We start from the raw sequence: 20,146 nt of genomic DNA, 5'->3' as shown, positions 1-20,146 counted from the left end.
CTTATGCGTGGCCCGTTAGTGTCGCAGGATGGTTAGCGCAGGACAAGGGAAGAAAACGCAATAAAAAAGGCCCGACAAGCGGACCTTTTAACCAGGGAGGAAAAACGGCGGTCAGACCTTTTTAAAGATCAATGAACCGTTGGTCCCACCGAAACCGAAGGAGTTACACAAGGTGTACTCCATTCCGCTGACCTGACGCGCTTCGTGAGGAACGAAGTCCAGATCGCAACCTTCATCCGGGTTATCCAGGTTGATGGTTGGCGGAACAGCCTGATCGCGCAGCGCCAGGATAGAGTAAATCGACTCTACCGCGCCCGCTGCACCCAACAGGTGACCGGTCATAGATTTGGTGGAACTCACCATCACACGGCTTGCCGCATCGCCAAAGACAGATTTAACCGCCTGCGCTTCAGCTTTATCGCCTGCCGGCGTGGACGTCCCGTGGGCGTTAACGTAGCCAATCTGGCCAGGTTCAATCGCCGCATCACGCAATGCATTGACCATCGCCAGGGCAGCGCCTGCACCGTTTTCCGGCGGCGACGTCATGTGATAAGCGTCACTGCTCATCCCGAAGCCAACGACTTCAGCATAAATTTTTGCGCCGCGCGCTTTTGCATGCTCGTACTCTTCCAGTACCACCATGCCTGCACCGTCACCCAGAACAAAGCCATCTCGCTCTTTGTCCCACGGGCGGCTTGCCGCTTGCGGGTTTTCATTACGGGTAGACAACGCACGTGCTGCGCCAAAGCCGCCTACGCCCAGTGGCGTACTGGCTTTTTCAGCACCGCCCGCGACCATCGCGTCCGCATCGCCGTATGCAATGATACGCGCGGCATGACCGATGTTATGTACGCCTGAGGTGCAGGCGGTCGCGATAGAGATGCTTGGCCCACGCAGGCCATACATGATGGTCAGGTGACCTGCCACCATGTTAACAATCGTCGACGGAACGAAGAACGGGCTGATTTTACGCGGTCCACCGTTCACCAGGGAACTGTGGTTTTCTTCAATCAGTCCGAGACCGCCGATACCAGAGCCGACAGCGGCGCCAATACGGGATGCGTTCTCTTCCGTTACTTCAAGGCCAGAATCCTGCATGGCCTGAACGCCAGCGACAATTCCATATTGAATGAAGGCATCCATCTTGCGCTGTTCTTTACGCGAGATAATGTCATCACAGTTAAAATCCTTTACTAAGCCAGCAAATTTCGTTGCATAGGCGCTAGTATCGAAATGGTCGATCAGGCTGATGCCACTCTGACCGGCAAGGAGAGCTTTCCAGGTAGACTCTACGGTATTGCCGACAGGAGACAACATGCCCAGTCCGGTCACAACTACACGACGCTTAGACACGGTTGTCCTCCAGGGAGGGATAATTGATTCAAGTGGGACAAAAAGATAAAACTCAGGCGGTCGAATGACCGCCTGGAGATGTTCACTTACGCCTGGTGGCCGTTGATGTAATCAATGGCAGCCTGAACGGTGGTGATTTTCTCAGCTTCTTCGTCCGGAATCTCAGTATCAAACTCTTCTTCCAGAGCCATTACCAGCTCAACGGTGTCAAGAGAATCTGCGCCCAGGTCTTCAACGAAAGAAGCATTGTTGGTAACTTCTTCCTGCTTAACGCCCAGCTGTTCGCCGATAATTTTCTTAACGCGTTCTTCGATAGTGCTCATACTCTTAAATTTCCTATCAAAACTCGCTTTCGCGATGGTTTTCGTAGTGTATAAAATGTTGAAAAATTTGCAACTAAATCCCGGCAGGTCTTACCACGATTTTACGTTATTTTGAGGCCAAGACCTATAATAACGCAAATATTTTTCTACGCTTCATCCTTCAAATTGTCTCTGTGTTGGCTGCATCTTCAAACCCTGGTCACATAGTCATCAATGCTCGCAGGCTTTTTCGGTCTTGCCGACTTGATACAATTTGGATGATTTTGCGTATCTCGTGGTTAAACCATATACATCCCGCCGTTGACGTGCAAAGTCTCACCCGTGATGTAACCTGCTTCGTCAGAGGCTAAAAATGCAACCGCACTGGCGATCTCTTTCGGATTGCCAAGACGACCTGCAGGAACTGCCGCCAACGTACCCGCACGCTGCTCATCAGTCAGCGCGCGCGTCATGTCCGTTTCAATAAAGCCCGGAGCAACAACGTTCACCGTAATACCGCGGGACGCAACTTCGCGCGCCAGCGATTTACTGAAGCCGATCAGACCCGCTTTCGCCGCAGCGTAGTTTGTCTGACCCGCATTTCCCATGGTACCAACCACAGAACCGACAGTGATAATACGTCCATGACGCTTTTTCATCATAGCGCGCATTACCGCTTTTGACAGGCGGAAAACAGATGAAAGATTGGTTTCGAGAATATCGTTCCACTCATCATCTTTCATTCGCATCAGCAGGTTATCACGTGTGATACCGGCATTATTGACCAGGATATCCACTTCACCAAATTCTGCGCGAATTTTTTCCAGAACAGATTCGATAGATGCTGGATCAGTCACATTCAACATCAGACCTTTACCTTTAGCACCTAAGTAATCGCTAATGGCCTGAGCGCCACTTTCGCTGGTCGCGGTACCGATAACGGTCGCGCCACGGGCAACGAGCGTCTCTGCAATTGCGCGGCCAATGCCACGACTTGCACCGGTAACCAGCGCGATTTTTCCTTCAAAACTCATGGTGTTCCTCTTTTATTGCGCAAGTGCCGCCGACATCGCCGCCGGTTCGTTCAGAGCCGAGGCAGTCAGGGTATCAACAATACGTTTCGTCAGGCCTGTAAGCACTTTACCTGGACCTACTTCATACAGGTGCTCAACACCCTGCGACGCCATTAGTTCGACGCTCTTCGTCCACTGTACCGGACTGTACAACTGGCGCACCAGCGCATCGCGAATGGCATTCGCGTCAGTTTCGCACTTGACATCCACATTGTTGATAACCGGTACAGACGGCGCGTTAAAGGTAATTTTCGCTAATTCTGCCGCCAGTTTTTCCGCCGCCGGCTTCATCAGCGCACAGTGAGACGGTACGCTCACCGGTAACGGCAGCGCGCGTTTTGCACCGGCGGCTTTACAGGCCGCACCGGCACGCTCAACGGCGTCTTTGTGTCCGGCGATAACGACCTGCCCCGGCGAGTTATAGTTCACCGGCGAGACCACCTGGCCTTCTGCGGCTTCTTCGCACGCTTTTGCAATGGACGCATCATCGAGACCGATGATAGCAGACATACCGCCTGTGCCTTCCGGAACGGCTTCCTGCATGAATTTACCACGCAGTTCAACCAGACGCACTGCGTCAGCAAAATTAATGACACCGGCGCAAACCAGCGCTGAGTATTCACCCAGACTATGACCCGCCATCAGCACCGGCGCTTTACCGCCCTGCTGTTGCCAGACGCGATACAGCGCAACGGACGCGGCTAACAGCGCAGGCTGCGTCTGCCAGGTCTTGTTCAGTTCTTCAGCCGGCCCCTGTTGAGTCAGCACCCACAGGTCATAGCCAAGCGCTGAAGAAGCTTCGGCAAACGTCTCTTCGACGATGGGGTAGCTTGCCGCCATATCGGCTAACATCCCAACGGTCTGGGAACCCTGTCCAGGGAACACAAATGCGAATTGCGTCATGTTTAAATCCTTATACTAGAAACGAACCAGCGCGGAGCCCCAGGTGAATCCACCGCCAAAGGCTTCAAGCAACACAAGCTGACCTTCTTTGATGCGTCCGTCACGCACGGCTTCATCCAGCGCGCAAGGAACGGAGGCCGCAGACGTGTTGCCGTGTCTGTCCAGTGTCACCACCACATTGTCCATCGACATGCCCAATTTTTTGGCCGTCGCACTGATGATACGCAGGTTAGCCTGGTGCGGAACCAACCAGTCAAGTTCTGAACGATCCAGGTTATTGGCCGCCAGCGTCTCGTCGACGATGTGCGCAAGTTCGGTAACGGCCACTTTGAACACTTCGTTGCCTGCCATCGTCAAATGAATCGAATTTTCCGGATTCACGCGATCGGCATTCGGCAGCGTCAGCAGTTCGCCATAGCGACCATCAGCATGCAGGTGGGTAGAGATGATGCCCGGCTTGTCGGAGGCGCTCAGCACCACGGCACCGGCACCATCGCCAAAAATTATGATTGTGCCGCGATCGGTCGGATCGCAGGTGCGGGCCAGAACATCGGAACCGACCACCAGCGCGTGTTTGACCGCGCCCGTTTTAACGTACATGTCGGCGACGCTTAATGCGTATGTAAAGCCGGCGCAGGCTGCGGCGACGTCAAACGCCGGGCAGCCTTTGATGCCCAGCATATTCTGAATCTGGCATGCTGCGCTGGGGAATGCATGTGTCGCTGAGGTGGTCGCTACCACAATCAAGCCAATCTGTTCTTTATCAATGCCCGCCATTTCCAGCGCGCGTTGAGCCGCCGCAAAACCCATCGTTGAGACGGTTTCATTCGGCGCTGCAATATGGCGTTCACGAATACCTGTACGGGTGACAATCCACTCGTCAGACGTATCGACCATTTTTTCCAGATCGGCGTTAGTCCGCACCTGTTCAGGCAGATAGCTGCCAGTACCAATAATCTTTGTATACATGTACGCTCAGTCACTTTTTGGTTATATACCGCGCATCACAACGGCTAAGAAGCTGGGGCTCTCACGCCACACCGTAATCAGTGTGGCTGTGATGTGTCGCCATTACCAGCGTCCAGCATTGTAAATCCAGCTGGGTATACCGATTCCAGGCGAGCGGCAATTCGCTGAGGAACTTGTCGCTGCACCGCCTGCACTGCCTGTTCAATCGCGACGGTAAACGCTCGCTGATTGGCCGCACCATGACTTTTTATCACCGTGCCGCGCAATCCTAACAGACAGGCGCCATTATACTGGTCGGGGTTGAGGTGACTGAATCGCCTCGCCAGGCTTTTTTGTAACCAACGTTTTAATATCAGCAGCCACCACGACCGTTTTTTACCCTCACCCTGAGATTTCAGCAGTGAAAGGAACATTCTGACAACACCTTCCATCGTCTTTAATGTGACATTGCCCGTAAAACCGTCACATACCAGAACATCCGTTTTCCCCGTCAATAACTCATTGGCTTCAAGATAGCCGATGTAATTGATGGAAGGGATCGTTTTTAGCACCACAGAGGCATCCCGAATGCTGTCGAGCCCCTTGGTTTCTTCTTCGCCGATGTTGAGCAAGGCCACGCGAGGGTTGTTAATACCCACCACTTCTTCCGCAAGCACCGAGCCCATAATGGCAAATTGCACCAGCATCTTGCTGTCGCAATCGACATTTGCCCCCAGATCGAGGACCACCGTCTTCCCTTTCTGCTGATGCGGCAAAACCGTCACCAACGCAGGGCGCTCAATACCGTCGAGCGGTTTGAGCAATAATTTTGCAAGTCCCATCAGCGCACCGGTATTTCCGGCGCTAACGCAGGCTTGTGCTCGCCCTTCCTTCACGAGTTCCAGCGCCACCCGCATTGAGCTCCCGCGACTGGCGCGGATTGCCTGCGAAGGTCGGGCATCACTGGCGATAACTGACTGTGCAGGGATAATCTGCAGACGCGAACGTTGTTCAAAGTCAGCTTTAGCAAGTAATGGCGTGATGGTATCGGGATCCCCGACTAAAAGAAGTGTGAGTTGTGAATTAGAATTCAGTGCCTGCAATGCTGCAGGCACTGTCACGGAAGGGCCAAAATCTCCCCCCATGACATCTAACGCCAGGGTTAGACGTGTCAAAGTCGTTTCGCCGCCTGGTTTGGTATTTCCCCGCAGCAACGGGGAATTTCCTCACTAAGCTTCATCACACGGATTCTCTTCGTCTCTTACGCGGAAGAGGCATTAACAGCCTGCCTGCTACGTAAAATTCGTTGAGTAACGCGTGATTACTTAGCGATTACCTTGCGGCCACGGTAGTAACCGTCGGCGGTGATGTGGTGACGCAGGTGTTTTTCACCAGAAGTTTTGTCTACAGACAGGCTGGTGACTGCGGTCAGAGCGTCATGAGAACGACGCATGCCACGTTTGGAACGGGTTGGTTTATTCTGTTGTACGGCCATGGACCTTACTCCTCAATTACTTACGCTTTAAGCTGGCTAATACGGCAAATGGGTTTGGTTTTTGCGCTTCATCAGGCAGTTCACCAAAGACCATGTCCGCCTCGGACACTTCACAGTGTTCAGAATCATGCACCGGAACTACCGGCAAGGAGAGGATAATTTCATCTTCCACCATTGCAAGCAGATCGATTTCACCGAATTCGTTAACCTCAATCGGCTCATACGCTTCCGGGAGTGCTTCAGCCTGTTCGTCGGAACGGACCGGACTGAAACAATACGTTGTGTGAACATGATGAGGAAACGGCTTCCCGCAACGCTGACATGCGAGCGTTACCGAAACCTTCGCATCACCGGTAATCACGGCAAGACGTTGGTTATCGATAGCAAACGACATGGCGCATTCCACATCACTGTCCACACTGACTACAGAATCGGCGACGCGCTCTACCAGATCAGAAGTATAGATACCTTCATAATCGAGGCGTTTTTGAGCCGTACGAACCGGATCAAGAGTCAGGGGTAATTTTACCTTTTGCATAGGGCGCGCATATTAACTTTGTAACGTCATATAGTCAAAGAAAAAGGCAGCCTGCGGTTGCCTTTTGCCAATAATTCGCACACATTGCGGTTTACAGACTTATTTTCGCTCAGGAGACGCCACAACGGCACGCCTGAAGGACGAAGAGCATAGTTTAAAATGGCTCTCATCAATACGCTATATCTGGTGGAAAAAATATGCCTAATCTCATTCTTGCCTCCACATCTCCCTGGCGCCGCGCCCTGCTGGAAAAACTGGCGATGCCCTTTGAATGCGCGGCCCCTGAGGTAGACGAAACGCCGATGCCCGGAGAGAGTCCTCGCCACTTAGTCAATCGACTGGCGCAAGAGAAAGCGCAATCGCTGGCTCACCGCTTTCCGTCACACCTTATTATTGGTTCCGATCAGGTGTGTGTACTGGATGGCGAAATCGCCGGTAAGCCTTTAACAGAAGAGAAAGCCTGCCAGCAGTTAGCCAAAGCCAGCGGCAATATCATTACGTTCTATACCGGTCTGGCGCTGTATAACTCCGCGACGGGACATTTACAGACCGAAGTGGAGCCCTTTGACGTTCACTTCCGCCATCTCAGTGAAACGGAAATTGAAGATTATGTGCGTAAAGAACGCCCGCTGCACTGCGCAGGGAGTTTTAAAAGCGAAGGTCTGGGAATTGCGCTCTTTGAGCGCTTAGAGGGGCGCGATCCGAACACGCTGATTGGTTTACCGCTGATCGCATTGTGCCAGATGCTACGCAGGGAAGAGATGAACCCGCTGAAAACCTGATTAAAGGCGCTATCCAGTAAGCCTGATAAGCGCAACATCATCAGGTATAAACCTGCCGGATGGCGACGTAAACGTCCTGTCCGGCAGGTTTAGCGCAATAAGAGAGCAACGCGCATCAGGCTGGCTTACGCAACACCTGTAAACAGCGCTTCAGTTGATCGTCCATCGGCGCTTCGATGCGCAGTACCTCACCCGTTCCCGGATGAGTAAACTTCAATGCGGCCGCATGCAGAAACAGACGCGACAATCCCGTTCCCGCCAGTTGCTTATCGAACTCGCGGTCGCCGTAGCGATCGTCAAAAGCAATAGGATGACCCGCGTACTGGGTGTGCACGCGAATCTGGTGTGTACGGCCCGTCACCGGGCTACAGCGGACCAGCGTGGCGAACGCGTAACGTTCTTCCACCTTAAAACGCGTTTCCGACGGTTTGCCTTCCTGATTCACCCGTACAATACGCTCGCCGCTTTGCAGGATGTTCTTCAATAACGGTGCCTGTACCGTTTTGACATGCGACTGCCATTGCCCGCGCACCAGGGCGAGATAATCTTTCTGCATCCCCTTTTCGCGCAGCTGCTCATGCAGCGAACGCAATGCTGAACGCTTCTTCGCGACCAACAGCACGCCAGACGTATCGCGGTCAAGACGGTGTACCAACTCAAGAAAACGCGCTTCAGGACGTAGCGCACGCAACCCTTCAATCACGCCAAAGCTTAACCCGCTGCCGCCATGCACAGCGGTTCCCGACGGTTTATTCAGCACCAGGATATGGTCGTCTTCATAAAGGATAACGTCCGCCAGCGCCGCCACTTTTTGCAGATGCGGTGAAACGGCCTCTTCTTCACGTTCCGCCACGCGTACAGGCGGAATGCGCACTTCATCACCTGCTTGCAGTTTGTATTCGGGTTTGATGCGTTTTTTATTCACCCGCACTTCGCCTTTACGCAAAATGCGATAAATCATACTTTTCGGCACGCCTTTGAGCTGCGTGCGCAAAAAGTTATCAATGCGTTGCCCCGCTTCGTCAGCAGTAATAGCAACAATTCTTACGGATGGAGTCTCTGTTTTCATGGGGGCCGATTCTAAATAGCCATAAGGATTAGCGCCACTCATTTTTCTATGCTTATATTTATCTTTATCCGTCGTCACTCACGTGCTTCATGATTGATTTGGTGGTTATTAAACCAATCACCGCGCATAAGTGAAAAAACTGTGAGTAAGCGGGTGATAAATGGTAAAAGTCATCTTGCTATAACAAGGTTAGCAGTGGAATAATGTCACCGCTTCCGTGCTGAATCTTGTTAAAACAAGGAATTTTACGGAAAGACCCATTTTGTCCGGACGATCATCCACGCAGCAATGGCGTAAGACGTATTGATCTTTCAGACAGTTAGCGGGCTGCGGGTTGCAGTCCTTACCGGTAGATCGGATCTTCTCTGGAGAGTAATACCCAGGCGGTTCCCCTGATAATTGCGCTGCGTTTCCGTATGAAATGCAGGCAACCGACACTCTGCGCCTCTTTGAGCTGACGATAACCGTGAGGTTGGCGACGCGAATAGACACGAGGCCATCGGTTCACACCCGGAAAGGCAATACTCTGCCCGCAGCTTAGTCGTCAATGTAAGAATAATGAGTAAGTTACGATGAAAAGAATGTTAATCAACGCAACTCAGCAGGAAGAGTTGCGTGTTGCCCTTGTAGATGGGCAGCGTCTGTACGACCTGGATATTGAAAGTCCTGGACATGAACAGAAAAAAGCGAACATCTATAAAGGCAAAATCACCCGTATTGAACCGAGTCTGGAAGCCGCTTTTGTTGATTACGGCGCTGAACGTCACGGTTTCCTCCCGTTAAAAGAAATTGCCCGCGAATATTTCCCCGCCAATTACAACGCTCATGGTCGTCCTAACATCAAAGATGTGCTGCGCGAAGGCCAGGAAGTTATTGTTCAGATTGATAAAGAAGAACGCGGCAACAAAGGCGCTGCGCTGACCACTTTTATCAGCCTGGCGGGCAGTTATCTGGTTCTGATGCCAAACAACCCGCGTGCGGGCGGTATTTCTCGTCGCATCGAAGGCGACGACCGTACCGAGCTGAAAGAAGCGCTGGCAAGTCTTGAACTGCCTGATGGCATGGGCCTTATTGTACGTACTGCGGGCGTAGGCAAATCTGCCGAAGCGCTGCAGTGGGACTTAAGCTTCCGGTTGAAACACTGGGAAGCCATTCAGAAAGCCGCTGAAAGCCGCCCTGCTCCGTTCCTGATCCATCAGGAGAGCAACGTGATTGTTCGCGCCTTCCGCGACTATCTGCGTCAGGATATCGGTGAAATCCTTATCGATAACCCGAAAGTGCTCGAACTGGCGCGCCAGCATATCGCGGCGTTGGGTCGTCCGGATTTCAGCAGCAAAATCAAGCTCTACACCGGTGAAATCCCGCTGTTCAGCCACTATCAGATCGAGTCGCAGATTGAATCCGCCTTCCAGCGTGAAGTGCGTCTGCCTTCCGGCGGCTCTATCGTTATCGACAGCACCGAAGCGTTAACCGCCATCGACATCAACTCCGCTCGTGCAACCCGCGGCGGCGATATCGAAGAAACCGCGTTTAACACCAACCTGGAAGCGGCCGATGAGATCGCCCGTCAGTTGCGCCTGCGCGACCTCGGCGGCCTGATCGTTATCGACTTCATCGATATGACCCCGGTACGCCATCAGCGTGCGGTGGAAAACCGTCTGCGTGAAGCGGTCCGTCAGGATCGTGCGCGTATCCAGATCAGCCATATTTCACGCTTCGGCCTGCTGGAAATGTCCCGTCAGCGCCTGAGCCCGTCGCTGGGCGAGTCCAGCCATCACGTCTGCCCACGCTGTAGCGGTACCGGCACCGTGCGTGATAACGAGTCGCTGTCCCTGTCTATTCTGCGTCTGATTGAAGAAGAAGCGCTGAAAGAGAATACGCAGGAAGTCCACGCGATTGTACCTGTGCCGATTGCCTCCTATCTGCTCAACGAAAAACGTACAGCCGTTAATGCTATTGAAACCCGTCAGGATGGCGTGCGCTGCGTGATCGTGCCTAACGATCAAATGGAAACGCCGCACTACTCCGTACTGCGCGTACGCAAAGGTGAAGAGACGCCGACCCTGAGCTACATGCTGCCGAAGCTGCATGAAGAAGCAATGGCGTTGCCGTCTGAAGAAGAGTTCGCCGAGCGTAAACGTCCTGAGCAGCCAGCGCTTGCCACCTTCGCGATGCCAGAAGTTCCGCCTGCGCCAACGCCTGCCGAACCGCCAGTGAAAGCCGCTGCGCCGAAGGCCGCCGTTGCGCCAGCCGCTCCGGCAGAGCCGGGTCTGTTGAGCCGTTTCTTTGGCGCACTGAAATCGCTGTTCAGCGGTAGTGAAGAAGTGAAACCTGCCGAGCAGCCTGCGCCAAAAGCCGCAGAAAAGCCGGAGCGTCAGCAGGATCGCCGTAAACGTCAGAACAACCGCCGTGACCGTAACGATCGCAGCGAACGTCGTGACAACCGTGATAACCGTGGCGAACGTTCAGAGAATGGCGAGAACCGCGACGAGAATCGCCGTAACCGCCGCAATGCGCAGCAGAATGCCGAAAACCGTGATAACCGTCAGCAATCGACCGACGTAGCGGATAAAGCGAAGTCTGGTGATGAACAGCAGCAGCCACGTCGCGAACGTAACCGCCGTCGCAGCGAAGACAAACGTCAGGCTCAGCAGGAAGTAAAAGCGCTGAATCTTGACGAGCAGCAGACTCCAGAAACCGAACAGGAAGAGCGCGTTCGTCAGGCTCAACCACGCCGTAAACAGCGTCAGTTGAACCAGAAAGTCCGCTACAGCAGCAATACGTCCGAAGTGGAAGTGGTAGAAACCGCTGCCGCAGAAGAGAGCGTTGTCGCACCGATCGCAGCACAGACTGCACCAGCGCAAAGCACCGAGCTGGTGAAAGTGCCACTGCCTGTCGTGACAGAAGCGGCCCCAGAGCAGGATGACAACGGTGAAGCACGCGATAACGCCGGTATGCCGCGTCGTTCCCGTCGTTCTCCACGTCATCTGCGTGTGAGCGGCCAGCGTCGCCGTCGTTATCGTGACGAGCGTTACCCGCTGCAGTCGCCGATGCCGCTGACAGTTGCCTGCGCCTCGCCAGAAATGGCGTCCGGCAAAGTGTGGATCCGCTACCCGGTAGCGCGTCCTCAGGATGCGCAGCCAGAAGCTCAGGAAATCGAACAGGTACAGGCACAGCCTGTCGTGACCGAACCGCAAGCCGTAGCTACCGCCGTTGAAACCGTTGCCGCAGTCGAACCGGTCGTTGAAGCTGTCGTTGAAACGAAAGCAGAAGCACCGGTTCAGGCTGAAGCTGTGGTTGAAACGACGCATCCGGAAGTGATTGCCGCCCCGGTGGTTGAAGAGCCGCAGATGATTGCCGACGCCGATGTGCCGGTCGCCGAAGAGGTTGCCGCTCAGGCAGAGCCTGTCGCTGAAATGCAGGAAACCGCTCCGGTCGTTGAAGAGACACCAGAGGTGGTTACGGTAGAGCCTGAAACAGTGACTGCAGCGCCTGACGAGGTTGCGGCTGAACCTGAAGTGGTTGCAGAGCCTGAAATCGTTGCAGAACCTGAAATCGTTGCAGAGCCTGAAATCGTTGCAGAACCGGTTCAAGCGCCTGTGATCGTTGAAGCGCCAACCACGCCAGCGCCAGTATCCGAACCCGTTGTCGTTGCACCGGTCGCAGAAGTCGCAGCACCAGTCGCGGCAGAACCTGTTGCTGAGCACAGCCACGCCGCTGCGCCGATGACTCGTGCGCCAGCACCGGAATATGTGCCGGAAGCGCCACGTCACAGTGACTGGCAGCGCCCTGCTTTCGCCTTTGATGGCAAAGGCGCCGCAGGTGGTCACAGTGCGTCACACAGTGCCTCCGCTGGACCGACTCGTCCTCAGCCTGTCGAGTAAAATCGACAGCGTAAAAAGCCGACCTCAGGGTCGGCTTTTTTATTCCCCTTCAGGTCGGCGCATTCCCGCCAGTTCCGGCATCACCTTTTTCATCAATTCCAGAAATTTTCGCAGGCGAGTGGGATAATAACGTGCCCAGGGATAGACCAGGTGCACCGGCAAAGGTGCGGCCTGCCAGTCAGAAACCAGCTCGACGAGTCGCCCTTGCGCGATATCCTCGGTCACCGTCCAGCTTGACACCACCACCACGCCTAACCCCGCCAGCGCAGCATTGCGCGCTACATAGATACTGTCGGTACTCAGTCGCGGCGTGATCGGAAAGGTCACCGGCTCCCGACTGTGCTGATGGCTAAGCGAGACGTTATGTTGGTAGAAAGTATTGACGGCAATCCAGGGCAGTGACGATAGCTGTTCTGGCACCGAGATCGTTGCAAATTGCGCCAGCAGCGCCGGTGACGCGACCACGCTACGCGGGACTTCCGCCAGCAGCACAGAAACCGTTGCCGGATCGACCTCCACGCCTACGCGGATCGCACAGTCGATATTGTCGCTGAGAAAATCGACCGTTTTATCGTTGAGCATCCACTCCACCGACAGATTGGGATAGCGCGCTAAAAAGTTCAGTAACGGCGTGAGGAGCTGCTGCTGACCAAAAGCATGCGGAGCCCGCACCCGCAATGTCCCGACGGGCTCATCTTCCGTGACGTTGAGTCCGTCCTCTAACGCCAGCCAGGCATCAATGATATGTTTGGCGTGCTGGTATCCGCGCTCGCCGTCGTCCGTAAGCTTCATGGCGTGCGTGGTACGTAAGACCAGTTTCACCCCCAGCATTGCCTCCAGCGACTGCAACCGCCGACTGATTGTCGCCTGGGTCGTGTTCAACTGACGAGCGGCCGCTGACAACGATCCGGCCTCCACGATGCGCACAAACGTTCGCATCAGTTCCACCCTGTCTATACGCTCATTCTTTTTCATTTATCCGGTGCTCATACGCTTTACGTATAATGGTTTTACCACTTTGCTGACTACCAGGCCACCGACGTTCAGAGAAAAATAGCCTCACACCTGTGATTGAGGATTTTTAAATGCACACACCGTCTCGTTGGCTGATCTTTGTTCTGGCGCTGGGCGCAGGCTTCAGTGTCGCCGCCATCTACTATGCACAACCATTGTTACCGCTAATGGGGGCCGATTTGGCACTCAGCATCACCGGCATGGGACTGGTGCCCACGTTAACGCAGGCCGGCTATGCGCTCGGGATCCTGTTCTTATTGCCGCTCGGCGACCGTTACGACCGGCGGAGGCTCATTCTGATGAAAAGCGCAGCGCTCGCCCTGCTGCTGCTGGCCTGTAGCGTCACTGACCAGATGCATTCTTTGCTGACAGTAAGCCTGTTGCTGGGGATGGCGGCAACGATGGCGCAGGATATCGTCCCGGCGGCGGCAATACTTGCCCCAGAAGGTAAGCAGGGAAAAACGGTCGGGACCGTGATGACCGGCCTGCTGCTGGGCATTTTGTTGTCACGCACCGTGAGTGGTCTGGTCGGAGAAGCCTTTGGCTGGCGGGAAATGTATCAACTCGCCGCGCTCAGTATTGCGCTGGTCGGCGTGTTGCTGTGGAAAGTCCTGCCCGCGTTTGCTGCCCATTCCACGCTGAGTTATCCCGCGCTGATGGTGAGCCTGGCGCAGTTATGGCGTCGCTACCCGGCACTGCGTCGTGCCGCCCTGGCTCAGGGGTTTCTGTCCGTCGCGTTCAGCGCGTTCTGGTCAACGCTGGCCGTCATGCTTGCCGGACATTATCAGATGGGCAGCGCCGCTGCGGGGGCATTTGGTATCGCCGGGGCTGCTGGCGCGCTGGCCGCACCGTTGGCCGGTCATCTGGCAGATAAGATAGGGGCCGAAAAAGTGACGCAACTGGGGGCGTTGCTGGTGACCATCTCTTTTGCGCTGATGTTCCTGTTACCCGCCTTACCCGTGCAGGGTCAGTGGTTGCTGATTGCGCTCTCCGCCGTCGGCTTTGACCTGGGACTGCAATCAAGTCTGGTGGCGCACCAGAATCTGGTCTATAGCCTCGAACCGCAGGCCAGAGGCCGTCTGAACGCACTGTTGTTCAGCGTCGTCTTTATCGGCATGGCGCTCGGCTCGGTGCTCGGCAGTCAGATCTATGCGCTGGCAAACTGGCAAGGCGTCGTCGCGCTGGCCACCCTTAGCGGTGCCATTGCGCTGGTCATCAGACTGGCGGGAAAGCGTTCATCTGCTCATCTGCGGGTTAGCGTGTAACCGACAAAAAAATGCCCGCTCCGGGGTGAGATGGAGCGGGCAGACAAAACATACCCAGTTTCATGATATGTTTCAAATCGGTATTAGCGGTTGAGCTGGAACAGCGACATCCCCTGCATATCGGTGAAGGCTTTATAGGATGCCTGGAGCGCCGCCTGCTGCATGACGTACGATGAAATGGCCGCGTTCCAGTCCACATCCACCAGATTACTCATCTGCTGCGTTTGCCCAAGTGCGCGATCGGTGCCCAGCGAGTCCAGACTCTGCAATTCCTTCAGTTGTGTCCCCAGCTCCGCACGCACGCTAAGTACGTTATTCAGGGAGTTTCTCAGTCCACGGTTGGTTTTTTCCATAACAGCTTTAGCATCCGCTTTCAGCGTCTCATCATCACCGACCGGTGATTTTAGCGAGGCAATCGCTGAATCCAGCATTTTGAAAAGACTGGTTTCGGAGGTCCCGTTATTAGGTTCAGGAACAGAATTGCTGGTGATGGTGTCGAAAATTTTGTTGCCGGTGTGACCAATCACCATAGTACGAGAAGCATCCACCTGCTGAGTGATACTCTCCGTACCGCCGTTATAGGTGCCGTCAGCCTGCGAAAACGGTGCAGCGTCGGTTTTGTAACCCGCAAAGATGTAACGGTTATTACCGTCAGTGCTGTTTGCCAGGTTCATCAGTTGATCGCGGATCCCCTGTAAGTCAGTCGCCAGCGAAGCGCGATCATCATCACTTAGGGTACCGTTGACCGCATTAATGATTTTTTCCTGCGCGCTTTGTATCGCTGTCGTCACCTGGTTTAACACGTTCTCTTCCAGCGAAACCTTCTGCGTGGCGAAAGTTCGCGCCAGGGCGAACTGGCTATTCTCTGCCTGCGCCTGTGACAACACCACGGCCTGAGATGCGGCGATGGGATCGTCAGACGGATTGATTACCCGCTTTCCCGACGACATCTGCTCACCGTATTTCATCCATTCCGCCTGGGAATTGGTGATACCGCGCATGTTCTGCTGGTACATCATTTGGGTACTGATACGCATCGTTTCCTGCTCCCTTAGCGAATACTCAGCAGTGCATCAAACAGAGAGTTGGCGGTTTGCAACACCTGGGCGTTGGCCAGGTAATACTGCTGGAAGCGTTGCAGGTTGCCGTACTCTTCGTCAAGGTTGACGCCGGAAATGGACTGTTGCTGATTGCTCAGCTGCGTCACCACATTGCCCTGGGTGGTGCTGCTGGTTTTCAGCGTGGCGGTTTTGCTGCCCACGTTGCTTACCAGCGTGGCGTAGGCGTCGTTGAACGATTTCGAACCGCCTACCGTTGTGCTGTCCTTTTGCAAATCCAGCAACGCCTGACCGTTACGGTTGTCGCTCTCGCCTGCCGTGGCGTCCTTCGCCATCGCAATTTGCGATTCGTTAGTCACCAGAACGCCCATATTGATGATGGCGTCGCTGACCGGCTTGACGATAAAGCTGTCATTCTTAGCAGGGCCAACATCGATGCTAATCTCCAGGCCATCGAAGGTCAGTTTGCCCGCATCCTCGGTCGCTTCAAAAGAGGTGTTATCCGCAAGACGCGTCACCTGCCATTTCGCACCGTCATAAACCACTTTATAGTCTGTCGCCTGAACCTCTGAGGCGGTTTTAACGGTCGCGCTGATGCTACCAGTATTCTTGCTATTTCCATACACAGCCGGGTCGCCGATACTGAAGAAATCGACATTATTTTTGCCGTTCGCATCATACCCCTCGCGGTGCTGCTGGTTAAACGCATCGGCGAATGCCAGCGCCAGTTGTCCCAGCGTATTGCGCGCCTGATCCAGATCCTGAGAGCGGAAGGTCAGCAGACCGCCGAGCGAACCGGTCGTGATCAATTTTTCCGGAATTTCGATATTGCCCGCGATGGAATCCACATAGGCAACAGTGGTACGCGAAGGATCGGCCTGCGAAGGGACCGCCGCTAACTGACGGGCATTACTTCCCTGCACCAGTGAATAGCCGTTCGCCATGGTGATGTTATAGGTGCCGCCGTCCTGAATGCTGACTTCCACGCCGACAATTTTGTTCAGCTCGCTGACCAACTGGTCGCGCTGATCAAGCAGGTCATTTGGCGATGCCCCAGCACCCACACCGGTCAGACGCGAGATCTGGTCGTTCAGACTGGCAATCTGCTTACTGTAGTTGTTGATCTGATCGACGCTGGAACCAATCGCGATATTGACCTGCTTGTCCTGATCGCGCAGATACTGGTCGGTCGTTTTAAACTGGTTAACCAGTCCATTGGCTTTACCAATCAGCGTCTGGCGTGCCGCCGGGTCTTGGGCGTTACTTACCAGCGTTTGCAGGCTGGTGAAAAAATCCTGCATGGACGTGGAGACAGAGCTGGTTTTGCTGGCCAGCAGGTTGTCGATTTTGGACATCTGCTCATAACGGGTCGTCAGGCCGCTGCTCTGATTCTGCGCCGCGCGCAGTTGATTGGTGATGAACGAATCATATTCGCGCTGTACACCCGAAACATAGACACCATTGCCCACCCAACCGCCGGCACCCAGCGTGCTATTGGCTTGCGCCATAATGGTCGTCTGACGGGTATAGCCCGCAACGTTATAGCTGGAAATGTTGTTACTGGCAGTATTCAGCGCCGCCTGAGCCGCGCTCAGCCCGCTCATGGCGTTATTAATCAAGCTGGACATGGAAGTTCCTTTTAATCCTTCAGTTACAGATCATTATCGGCAGCAGGTCGCGGGACTTGAGCCATTTAGAAGAGATTGTCGAGATTCGTGTTGTAGGCGTTGCTCACCTTCTCGCTCATCGACTTCAGCTGTTGGATCATGCTGGTCAATTTACGCGCATAGTTCGGGTCGGTGGCATAGCCGGCGCTTTGCAATGCCTGCGCGCCCTGTTCCGCGGTAACCGCCGTGGTCACCGCCGCATAGCGTGGATTGCGGGTCAGCAGACCGACGTAATCCGACAGCGCTTCAAGGTACGAGCTGTACACGCGGAATTTGGCCTTCACCTTTCTCGCTTCGCCGTTTTCATATTCGGTCGTGGTGATTTCCGTCACCGGCCCTTTCCAGTTACCCGAGGCCTTCACACCAAACAGGTTGAAACTCGGCTCGCCGTTTTCCCGGCGGATCTGCCGCTGCCCCCAGCCGGACTCCAGCGCCGCCTGCGCCAGAATCAGGTGATGCGGCACGCCGCTCTGCTCACTGGCCAGACGGGCAGGCAGCGACAGTTGCGCCAGGAAGTCTTTGCTGTCGCCGGAGAGCGGTTCGTCATTGCTCTCCGGTGTTTTGGGCATCGCTTTACGCACCAGTTGCGTCAGTGCCTGGTTCTGGTAGCTGGTCACCGTTTCCAGCGGGAACTTCATCGGCACCTGCGGCGTTTCTTCCGCGGGCTGCGCCTGTCCCTGCGTCATCTGTTTGACCATCATTTCCGCCAGCCCCAGACCTTTACCGGCGGTCATCTGCTGCGCAATCTGCTGGTCATACATGCTGGTATACAGACGCGTCTGATCGCTGCTGAAGACGCCATCTTTTGGCAGCGCTTCACGCATGCTTTTCAGCATCATCTGGACGAACATCCCTTCCACCTGGCGGGCCACCGGGCGGATGTTCGCCGCCGGATCCTGACCCGCTTTCGCCTTCAGTTCATTCAGCGATTGCGCATCCCAGGCGGCGCTGGCCATCAGTTTGCTGTCGCTAATCATCAGATGATTTCCAGTTTCGCGCGTAAGCAACCGGCGCTCTGCATCGACTGCAGAATTGACATCAGATCCATCGGCGTCGCCCCCAGCGCATTCAGCGCACGGACCACGTTGTTCAGATTGGCGCTGGAACGAACGCTTTGCAGCGAACCGCCGCTCTGACGCAGATCGATTTGCGTTTGTGGCGTCACCACCGTCTGACCGCCACCAAACGGCGTATCCGGCTGGCTGACGTTAGCCTGACGGTTAACGGTAACGGAGAGATTCCCCTGTGCTACGGCACAGCTATCCAGCGTGACTTCGCGGTTCATCACCACCGAACCGGTACGTGAGTTGATCACCACTTTTGCATCCTGCGGCGTCACGTTCACCTCCATATTCTGGATATCCGCCAGGAAGCGAACCTGAGAGCTGTTGCCGCTCGGTACGCGAACCTGAATCGTGCGCGCATCCAGCGCGGTGGCGCTGCCAAAGCCGCGTGACCGGTTGATGGTGTCAGCAATCTGCTGCGCCATGGTGAAGTCTTCATTATTCAGTTGCAGGTTCAGCGTGTTACCCGCGCCGAACTGGCTGGGCAACTCGCGCTCGATTGTCGCCCCGTTGGTGATCCGTCCGCCGTTAAGCTGGTTCACCTGCACACTGCTACCGCCTGCAGACGCCCCGGCGCCGCCGACTAAAATGTTGCCCTGCGCCAGCGCATACACCTGGCTGTCGACCCCTTTCAACGGCGTCATCAGCAGCGTCCCGCCACGCAGACTTTTCGCGTTCCCCAGTGAAGACACCACCACATCGATGGTTTGTCCCTGACGACCAAAGGCCGGGAAGGAGGCGGTTACCATGACCGCTGCGACGTTTTTCAACTGCATGTTCGTCCCGGTCGGCACGGTAATACCCAACTGCGAGAGCATGTTGTTCAGGGTCTGGGTGGTAAATGGCGTCTGGGTCGTCTGGTCACCGGTCCCGTCCAGCCCCACCACCAGGCCGTAGCCAATGAGCGAGTTTTCGCGCACGCCCTGCACGCTGGTCAGATCGCGGATACGATCGGCATGCGCCAGCGTGGCGACGAGGACCAGAACCAGTCCAACTACAGATTTCAACATGGGAGACCTCGCTTACATCGGCGACAGGTTAAGGAAGAAACGCTGGAGCCAGCCCATATTTTGCGCTTCGTTGATGTAGCCGTTTCCGACATATTCAATACGTGCATCCGCCACCTGAGTTGACGGAACGGAGTTGCTGCCGCTGATGGTGCGCGGATTCACAACCCCGGAGAAGCGGATGAACTCAGTACCCTGGTTGATGGCGATCTGTTTTTCACCCACGACATGTAAATTGCCGTTGACCAGCACCTGATCGACGGTCACGGTCAGCGTGCCGCTAAAGGTATTACTGGCGTTGGCCCCGCCCTTGCCGTTAAAGGTATTCCCGCCGGAAGCCTCGACGTCCGCTCGCGCATTGCCGAATAATCCTTGCAGATAGCGCGGTACGGTATCAAAGCCAAAGTTGGTTTTACCGTCACGACTGGCGTTGGCAGAAGAGCTTTTACTGGCGCTGACGTTTTCCTGCAGCACAATGGTCAGCGTATCGCCGATGTTGCGCGGACGACGGTCTTCAAACAGTGGCTGATAGCCATAGTTGATGGGCTGCGCGGACTGAAAAATCGAACCATTTGCCACCGGCGTCGGGCCAGGAACAGGCTGCGCCGTGGTCGCGCCCTGGACGAGCGGAGTGGAAGGAATCCAGGCACATCCTGACAGTGAAACCACCAGCAGGGCCATGATCGGGTAAGCGTGCGCAGCGTTTTTTTGCATTGCCTTTATC

The 20,146-nt window shown here is 55.0% G+C and carries 18 protein-coding genes; 3 read left to right on the top strand and 15 right to left on the bottom strand.

From position 1 onward, the window contains the following. Positions 1-111 precede the first annotated feature (111 nt). From fabF to yceD, 8 genes are all read right to left on the bottom strand, one after another. Positions 112-1,353 carry a beta-ketoacyl-ACP synthase II gene (gene fabF, locus AL479_RS18900; protein ID WP_061077181.1) on the bottom strand — a complete coding sequence of 414 codons (1,242 nt, stop codon included), beginning with the start codon at positions 1,351-1,353 and terminating at the stop codon, positions 112-114. Between the two features lie 86 nt (positions 1,354-1,439). After that, a complete protein-coding gene (gene acpP / locus AL479_RS18895; RefSeq protein ID WP_000103754.1) occupies positions 1,440-1,676 on the bottom strand; it encodes an acyl carrier protein in 237 nt (78 codons plus the stop codon). 278 nt (positions 1,677-1,954) lie between these two features. Beyond that, positions 1,955-2,689, bottom strand: a complete 735-nt coding sequence (fabG, locus tag AL479_RS18890; protein ID WP_061077180.1) for a 3-oxoacyl-ACP reductase FabG — start codon at positions 2,687-2,689, stop codon at positions 1,955-1,957. 12 nt (positions 2,690-2,701) lie between these two features. Continuing rightward, positions 2,702-3,631 (bottom strand): ACP S-malonyltransferase, encoded by a 930-nt coding sequence (gene fabD, locus AL479_RS18885; protein WP_061077179.1) that lies wholly within the window; start codon positions 3,629-3,631, stop codon positions 2,702-2,704. Between the two features lie 15 nt (positions 3,632-3,646). Continuing rightward, positions 3,647-4,600 (bottom strand): beta-ketoacyl-ACP synthase III, encoded by a 954-nt coding sequence (gene fabH / locus AL479_RS18880; protein WP_061077178.1) that lies wholly within the window; start codon positions 4,598-4,600, stop codon positions 3,647-3,649. Between the two features lie 77 nt (positions 4,601-4,677). Further along, positions 4,678-5,754, bottom strand: coding sequence for a phosphate acyltransferase PlsX (gene plsX / locus AL479_RS18875; RefSeq protein ID WP_071887718.1), 1,077 nt, complete (start codon positions 5,752-5,754; stop codon positions 4,678-4,680). A 146-nt stretch (positions 5,755-5,900) separates the two neighbouring features. Further along, a complete protein-coding gene (gene rpmF, locus AL479_RS18870; protein ID WP_000290727.1) occupies positions 5,901-6,074 on the bottom strand; it encodes a 50S ribosomal protein L32 in 174 nt (57 codons plus the stop codon). Positions 6,075-6,090: 16 nt separating this feature from the next. Further along, the gene (gene yceD, locus AL479_RS18865) at positions 6,091-6,612 is read right to left on the bottom strand and encodes a 23S rRNA accumulation protein YceD (RefSeq protein ID WP_043000987.1); all 522 of its coding nucleotides are present in this window, start codon (positions 6,610-6,612) and stop codon (positions 6,091-6,093) included. A 197-nt stretch (positions 6,613-6,809) separates the two neighbouring features. Between yceD and AL479_RS18860 the strand changes: the two genes are divergently transcribed. Then, positions 6,810-7,394: a Maf family protein gene (locus tag AL479_RS18860; RefSeq protein WP_061077176.1), complete on the top strand. Its 585-nt coding sequence runs from the start codon at positions 6,810-6,812 to the stop codon at positions 7,392-7,394. Positions 7,395-7,509: 115 nt separating this feature from the next. Here AL479_RS18860 and rluC read toward each other — a convergent pair whose 3' ends face one another. Next, positions 7,510-8,463: a 23S rRNA pseudouridine(955/2504/2580) synthase RluC gene (rluC, locus tag AL479_RS18855; protein WP_061077175.1), complete on the bottom strand. Its 954-nt coding sequence runs from the start codon at positions 8,461-8,463 to the stop codon at positions 7,510-7,512. A 572-nt stretch (positions 8,464-9,035) separates the two neighbouring features. Between rluC and rne the strand changes: the two genes are divergently transcribed. Then, positions 9,036-12,347: a ribonuclease E gene (rne, locus tag AL479_RS18845; protein WP_061077173.1), complete on the top strand. Its 3,312-nt coding sequence runs from the start codon at positions 9,036-9,038 to the stop codon at positions 12,345-12,347. Between the two features lie 39 nt (positions 12,348-12,386). Here rne and AL479_RS18840 read toward each other — a convergent pair whose 3' ends face one another. Then, on the bottom strand, positions 12,387-13,322 hold the full coding sequence (locus AL479_RS18840) for a LysR family transcriptional regulator (protein ID WP_061077172.1): 936 nt from the start codon (positions 13,320-13,322) through the stop codon (positions 12,387-12,389). Between the two features lie 110 nt (positions 13,323-13,432). Here AL479_RS18840 and AL479_RS18835 point away from each other — a divergent pair, with 110 nt between their 5' ends. Beyond that, positions 13,433-14,626, top strand: a complete 1,194-nt coding sequence (locus tag AL479_RS18835) for an MFS transporter (protein ID WP_061077171.1) — start codon at positions 13,433-13,435, stop codon at positions 14,624-14,626. 83 nt (positions 14,627-14,709) lie between these two features. Here AL479_RS18835 and flgL read toward each other — a convergent pair whose 3' ends face one another. The 5 genes from flgL to flgH form a co-directional block, all read right to left on the bottom strand. Continuing rightward, positions 14,710-15,663 (bottom strand): flagellar hook-associated protein FlgL, encoded by a 954-nt coding sequence (gene flgL, locus AL479_RS18830; protein WP_061077170.1) that lies wholly within the window; start codon positions 15,661-15,663, stop codon positions 14,710-14,712. Positions 15,664-15,677: 14 nt separating this feature from the next. Continuing rightward, positions 15,678-17,312, bottom strand: a complete 1,635-nt coding sequence (gene flgK, locus AL479_RS18825; protein WP_061077169.1) for a flagellar hook-associated protein FlgK — start codon at positions 17,310-17,312, stop codon at positions 15,678-15,680. 65 nt (positions 17,313-17,377) lie between these two features. Continuing rightward, positions 17,378-18,328, bottom strand: a complete 951-nt coding sequence (gene flgJ, locus AL479_RS18820; RefSeq protein WP_061077168.1) for a flagellar assembly peptidoglycan hydrolase FlgJ — start codon at positions 18,326-18,328, stop codon at positions 17,378-17,380. Then, positions 18,328-19,425: a flagellar basal body P-ring protein FlgI gene (locus tag AL479_RS18815; protein ID WP_043000997.1), complete on the bottom strand. Its 1,098-nt coding sequence runs from the start codon at positions 19,423-19,425 to the stop codon at positions 18,328-18,330. The genes flgJ and AL479_RS18815 overlap by 1 nt, the downstream gene beginning before the upstream one ends. 12 nt (positions 19,426-19,437) lie before the next feature. Continuing rightward, positions 19,438-20,136, bottom strand: a complete 699-nt coding sequence (gene flgH / locus AL479_RS18810; protein ID WP_042319652.1) for a flagellar basal body L-ring protein FlgH — start codon at positions 20,134-20,136, stop codon at positions 19,438-19,440. Positions 20,137-20,146 lie beyond the last annotated feature (10 nt).

Source organism: Citrobacter amalonaticus, from assembly GCF_001559075.2.
In the GTDB taxonomy this organism is placed as follows: domain Bacteria; phylum Pseudomonadota; class Gammaproteobacteria; order Enterobacterales; family Enterobacteriaceae; genus Citrobacter_A; species Citrobacter_A amalonaticus_F.
This window is presented reverse-complemented; position numbering and strand designations above follow the sequence as displayed.